This is a genomic window from Armatimonadota bacterium, from assembly GCA_020354555.1.
Classification (GTDB): Bacteria; Armatimonadota; Hebobacteria.
Window position 1 is genome coordinate 4,408,965 of sequence record CP070648.1, and the last position, 5,169, is coordinate 4,414,133.

Annotated in this window: 5 protein-coding genes; all 5 read left to right on the forward strand. The window is 67.8% G+C overall.

The window, feature by feature from the left end; translation table 11 throughout:
* The coding region (locus JSV65_18030) for a hypothetical protein (protein UCH34399.1) at positions 1-1,402 on the forward strand (1,402 nt) is incomplete at its 5' end.
* Between the two features lie 175 nt (positions 1,403-1,577).
* Positions 1,578-2,600, forward strand: a complete 1,023-nt coding sequence (locus JSV65_18035) for a hypothetical protein (GenBank protein ID UCH34400.1) — start codon at positions 1,578-1,580, stop codon at positions 2,598-2,600.
* Between the two features lie 278 nt (positions 2,601-2,878).
* Complete coding sequence (locus tag JSV65_18040) at positions 2,879-3,241, forward strand: hypothetical protein (protein ID UCH34401.1); 363 nt, start codon at positions 2,879-2,881, stop codon at positions 3,239-3,241.
* 72 nt (positions 3,242-3,313) lie between these two features.
* Positions 3,314-4,225: an acetylxylan esterase gene (locus JSV65_18045; GenBank protein ID UCH34402.1), complete on the forward strand. Its 912-nt coding sequence runs from the start codon at positions 3,314-3,316 to the stop codon at positions 4,223-4,225.
* A gap of 387 nt (positions 4,226-4,612) precedes the next feature.
* A partial coding sequence (locus JSV65_18050; GenBank protein ID UCH34403.1) for a sugar phosphate isomerase/epimerase occupies positions 4,613-5,169 on the forward strand: 557 nt, incomplete at its 3' end.

The following is a 5,169-nucleotide window of genomic DNA, read 5'->3' on the forward strand; positions in this document are numbered from 1 at the left end:
GCGGCTGTCGTACAACCCCGAGTGCCCGCCGCGCGTGTGGGATGAAGCATTCAACCGCCGCTTCGGCGACGCCGGGCCGGATGTCCTCGATATGACGGTGTGGATGAGCCGCATCGTGCCCCTGATCTACGCCGCTCACTGCCTCGGGCCGGATCACCGCGACATGGCGCCGGAACTCGAGACCGGCGGCGACATCAACGAGTTCGGCGCGGTGCAGGCATTCGACGATACGACGATTTCCTCGCCTGCGGAATACGCCGAGGAGGTCCTGGCGCGCCGGCCCTCCGGCCGCATGACCCCGCTCGACGCCGCCGCTCTGCTGCTCGAGCGCTCGCAGAAGGCGCTCGCCGCGGCCGAAGCGGCGGACCGCTCGCTGCGAAATCTCCCCGACAGCTCCCCGGCGTGGCAGGAATTCGACTGCCTGCGCGCCGATGCCGACGCGCGGTCCCATCTCGCGGGGTATTATGCGGAGAAGCTCCGCGCCTCCGTAGAACTGGAGCTGTTCAACCGGGCGAAGCACCTGCCCCACCTCGACGCGGCTCGCGCCTACGCCGCCCGCGCGGCGGATGAGTGGCGCGCCCTGGCGCAGGTCACCGGGCGCCACTACCGCCCGTTCCCCGACACCTTGCGCATGCACACCCAGAACTTCCACTGGCGCAATCTCACGAGCACGGTCGAGCAGGACGTCGCCAAGCTCGATGCCATGAAGGCGTCGCTGTTCGCCGATCTGCCCGCTGCCGGCGAGCCGCCGCTCATCGGGCACGTGCCGATGCTGCGCCTCGAACCCGGTCGCAGCCTGCGCGTGGAAGCGACCGTGCTCAGCGCGGCCGATGTCGAGTCCGCCGTGCTTCACTACCGCTCGCGCGGCGGAGACTTCGCGACACTGGCAATGCGCCCGGCGCAGGGCGAGCGCAGGTACTTCGCGGTGATCGCGGGGGCGGATATTGGCGCGGGGCGATTGGAATACTACATCGAAGTCGCCGGCGGCGGCGCGACGGCCGTGTCACCCGAGCAGGGAGCGAATCTGCCGTACGTCGTCGAGGTCAGCGCGGACGCGGAGGCGCCCGGCATCTCTGACCTCCGCGCGGATCATGCGCCGGGCGCGGAGACCGCGGAGATCAGCGCGGTGGTGGCCGACGCCTCGCCGCTGCGCTCGGTGCGCGTGTACTACAAGCCGCTGCCATCAACCGTCAAATGGCAGTCGGCGCCGATGACCGAGCGCGACGGCCGCTTCCGCGCCGAGGTGCCGGTGACCTCCGAGGGGCTGCTGTACTTCGTCCGCGCGGTGGACGCCGCGCTCAACGCCTCGATGTCGCCGGACTTCCTTGGCGAGACGCCGTACCGCGTCATCGCGCCCTGGCCGCGCGAGGGGGAGGGGAACAGGTACACCCGCGCGCAGTGACAGGGGCGGCGCGGGGGAACGTCGAAACACGTGACGGGGATTCCGGTGTGGAGTCTCGGGTATTACCGGAGCACCGGTAATCACCGCAGACTCTTCCGGACGAGGTTCGCTTGGGAGAGGCGCCGCCCCGTGCGTCCTCCCATAATGCACGAACCTCGATAGTAAGGAGTTCGAAGTGGTTCTGCGTACGATCGGGATTCTGACGTTGGTGACAATCGCTGCGATGCTCGTCGCCGGCTGCGGCGGCAGCTCGGCTACCGGGCCGGGCACGGCGATTATCGGGCCTGCCGGCGGGCGCCTCGAGGCGGGCGGGCTCATCGTGGACTTCCCGCCGGGCGCGCTGCCCGCTGACTTCACGATACTGGTTACGCCTCTCAGCGCGGGGCAAGTTCCCGCGCCGCCCGACGGCCTGGCGGTGATATCCGCGGCGCGTTTCGAGCCGGCCGGCCTCCAGTTCCTGCTCCCGGTGACCATCACGTTCCCCCTGAGCGCGCGGCTCCCCGCGGGGCAGACGCTGACGCTCTATGAGCTTCAGAACAACACCTGGCAGGACAGCGGCTTCAACGCGGTCGTCTCCGCCGACCGGCGCACGGCGGCGGCCGAGGTGAGCCACTTCAGCATCTACGCCATCTTCGGGGATTACGCCCCGCTCGCCGTCGGCGCGTCGTGGACCTATCACTGGATTCTCCAGACGACGCCTGCGGGCGGCGCCCCGAACCCGCCCGAGAGCGGCACCGTCACCGCCACCATCACCGGCACCGAGGAGGTTGGCGGACTGACGACGTTCGTGTGGAGCGAAAGCGCGCCGTCGAACGTCACGCTGTGGCTGCACCGCACCGACGCCGCGCCGTACGAGCTGCTGCTCGCCGCAGTGCAGATGGCGAGCGAAGCGCAAGAGGTGCTCGACCCGCCGGCGCGACTGCTCTCCCTTCCGCCCATCGCGGGGCAGACGTGGGAGGTGGCCTCGGTGATGGACGTGACGGCGACCGCGACGGTGAGCGCCGAGACGATCACCGTCGGCAGCGTCGAGTACGATACGATGAAGGTGCACATCGCGCCGCCGGACCTGGCGCTGGGCTATCTCGACATCTGGTACGCGCCGAACGTGGGCATTGTCAAGCGCAAGGCGGCGGAGGTGGATCCCGGCGTCATCACCACGGTCATCGAGATGGACTTGCAGTCCTACTCGCTGCCGTGATGCAGCTGCTCGGTCTGCACTCGCTGGCGCAAGTGTCGCAAGGGTATCGTGCGTGGTCCCGCAGGGGAGCCCCTCCGTTCACCCTGAGCAAGGTCGAAGGGCGGGCTCCCCGATCGAGGCTGTTGCGTAATCCGCTGGTTCGTGCTTGACGGCCCCCGAAGCTGTCATTCAGAGCGTCGCGCCGAGCGTGCTTGCCCGCCTTAGCTTCAGCGGTGGCGGGAGCGAGGCGCCAAGCGAAGAATCTCGGTACCGTCGAAGCAACTTACGCAACGGCCCCCATGACTGCGCCTACTCGGTTGACGATGATTGACGCCTACGACTTCGGTCGCATTGTGATCGACGGCCGCGAGTACACCGGCGACGTCATCATCTATCCGGACCGCGTGGATGACTCGTGGTGGCGTGCGGAGGGGCATCGCGTCAGCATGGCCGATCTTCAGGGCGTGCTGCGCGAGAACCCCGAGGTGCTTATCATCGGCACCGGCGCGTCGGGGTTAGTCGAAATCGGTGATGACGTGCGCGAGCACCTCGAATCCGCGAAGATTCGCCTGATCGCCGCGCGGACTGCCGAGGCGTGCACGCACTACAACGATCTCGTGCGGGAGCACCGCGTCATCGCCGCCCTGCACCTAACGTGCTAGACCAGGACGCAGCGCGACCGTCGCGCACGAGCCGCGCGTATCGCAGCGAGTTACTGCCGACAAGGAGGCACCATGAACCGAGGATTCATTCTGCTCTGGGCGTTCGTCGTTTGCATCGCAGCGGCCGCCGCCGGGTGCGCGGCACAGGAGACGGCATCCGCGCCGCAGATCTCCGCGCTCGCGTTCTACCAGTACGACGCGAGCATTCCGATCGATGTCGAGCAGTCCGAACTCAAGCGCACCGACGACTTCGTGCAGTACCACCTCTGGTACACCAGCGCCCACGACCAGCGCGTCTCGGCGCTGCTCACTGTGCCCACCAAGGTCGAGAAGCCGCCGGTGGTCTTCGTCCAGCACGGCTATGGGGACTCGAAGGAAGTTGATTATGTCCAGTGGCCGACGGTCTTCCTCGTGCAGCAGGGCTACGCGGTGATATCCATTGACGCGCAGTACCACGGTGAGCGCAAGAAGGACAACCGCCAGCAGGCGCTGTTCAACAGCCGCTCGCCGGCGATGCGCGACGCCTTTGTGCAGACCGTGATTGACATGCGCCGGGCGGTTGATTTTCTCGCCGCGAGCGACGACGTTGACGCCGACCGCCTCGGTTACCTCGGCATGAGCATGGGCGCGATGCTCGGCGCGGTGTTCTGCGGCGTGGAAGAGCGCGTGGACGCGTCATGCCTCGTCGTGGGCGGCGGCGGCCTGGCGAGGTTCGCGGGCGCAAACCTCGATGCGCAGGGGGAGACGAACCTGAAGATCATCGACCCCGTGCACTACGCGGGCATGATCTCGCCCCGGCCGCTGCTCATGATCAACGGGCGCAAGGATACCCTCGTTCCGCCCGCGGCCGGCGAGGCGCTGTTCGAAGCCGCGCGTGACCCCAAGCGCATCGAGTGGTACGACGGCGGCCACTACGACCCGCCGCTCGACAAAGTCCAGGCCTGGGTCACCGAGTTCTTCGCCGGGAATGTGAAGGGATCGTAAACCACCGTACTCCAAAAAAGGCCTGGCCGCGCGCACCGAGACCGGGGCGAGCACTCGACGCTACCATGGAGTGCGGCGATTCATCGCCGCTTTGCTACCGGCAGCTCCGCTGCCGCCCGGAAAAGCGGGACTGAAAGTCCCGCACTCCAAAAGGACCGGCCGCTCGCGCCGAGACCGGGGCGAGCACTCGACGCCATTATGGAGTGCGGCGATTCATCGCCGCTTTGGTACCGGCAGCTCCGCTGCCGCCCGGAAAAGCGGGACTGAAAGTCCCGCACTCCAAAAGGAGCGGCAACGCGCGGCGTTACCCCCTGCTTGCCCGCTCCGGCAGGTGATTCCACGACCGAAGCGAACATACCGCGGAATTCCACGGGAGGCTTCGACAGGATGAAAATCGGCGCGATGACTGCTTCGTTTCGCACGCCGTTTGCGAAGAGCCTGGAGGCGGCGGCCGCGCTCGGCGCGGATGGCGTCCAGATCTGGGCGACGAGCGGCAGCGGCGAACTCGACCCCGCCGCCACCACGGACGACGACATCCGCGAGTTGCTGGCGACGCTCAAGCGGCTCGACCTCGAGATATCCGCGCTGTGCGGCGACCTCGGCCGCGGATTCACGCGGCCCGATCATCTGGCGGAAGACATCGCGACGACCAAGCGCATGATGGACCTCGCGGAGCGGCTCGGCGTCACCGTCATGACGTCACACATCGGCGTGATACCGGAAGACCCCGCGGCCCCGGAGTATCGCACCGCCGCCGAGGCGCTGGAGGACATCGGCGCCCACGGCGACGGGATCGGGGTCGTCTTCGCCAGCGAGACGGGGCCAGAGTCGGGGGCGGCGCTCGGCGCATTTCTACGCGGCCTGCGGACGAAGTCCATCAAGGTCAACTACGACCCGGCGAATCTGGTAATGAACGGCTTCGACCCGGTGGAGGGCGTGTACGA

Excerpts from the sequence above, each read along its gene's own strand:
- JSV65_18040 (UCH34401.1), top strand. The coding sequence starts at position 2,879 with ATGACTGCGCCTACTCGGTTGACGATGATTGACGCCTACGACTTCGGT.
- JSV65_18045 (UCH34402.1), top strand. The coding sequence starts at position 3,314 with ATGAACCGAGGATTCATTCTGCTCTGGGCGTTCGTCGTTTGCATCGCA.